Raw genomic sequence first — 618 nt, forward strand, 5'->3', positions numbered from 1 at the left:
TCAGACAAAAACTATATCGAGGTCATTGATGGCCTCAGTAAAGACGCTGAATATGTAAACAAAAACAGTTATCTGATTAAAGCAGATATCTTGAAATCTGAAGTAGAAGACGACGATTAGGAGACGCAATATGATTGAATCAATTTTGCGTCTTGCAATAAATAGGCGCTATTTAGTATTAAGCTTGCTGATGGTAATCATCGGCGTTGGTATGTGGAGTTATCAAAAACTTCCCATTGATGCTGTTCCAGATATAACAAACGTACAGGTACAAATAAATACCTCTGCCCCCGGTTATTCACCTTTAGAAGCGGAGCAAAGGGTAACTTTTCCAGTAGAAAACGCATTAGCTGGACTACCAAAGCTGTCTCACACCCGCTCTCTTTCAAGATATGGTTTATCCCAGGTGACCGTTATCTTTGAAGAGGGAACCGATATTTATTTCGCACGCAACTTAATCAATGCAAGATTAGCTGCGATAAAAGGCGTTATTCCCTCTGGCTTAGAGCCAGAGATGGGTCCTATTTCCACAGGGCTTGGTGAAATATTTATGTATACCGTACAAGCTTCTCCTGACGCTAAAATGCCTAATGGAGAGCCTTATACCGCTATTGCCTT

The 618-nt window shown here is 40.8% G+C and carries 1 protein-coding gene; it reads left to right on the plus strand.

All coding sequences use genetic code 11. The features are described from left to right. Positions 1 to 130: 130 nt before the first annotated feature. Positions 131 to 618 (plus strand): efflux RND transporter permease subunit (locus tag MTN96_RS36860; RefSeq protein ID WP_248534853.1); only part of this gene is annotated, 488 nt, incomplete at its 3' end.

This window comes from Pseudoalteromonas sp. 2CM28B (assembly GCF_023161935.1).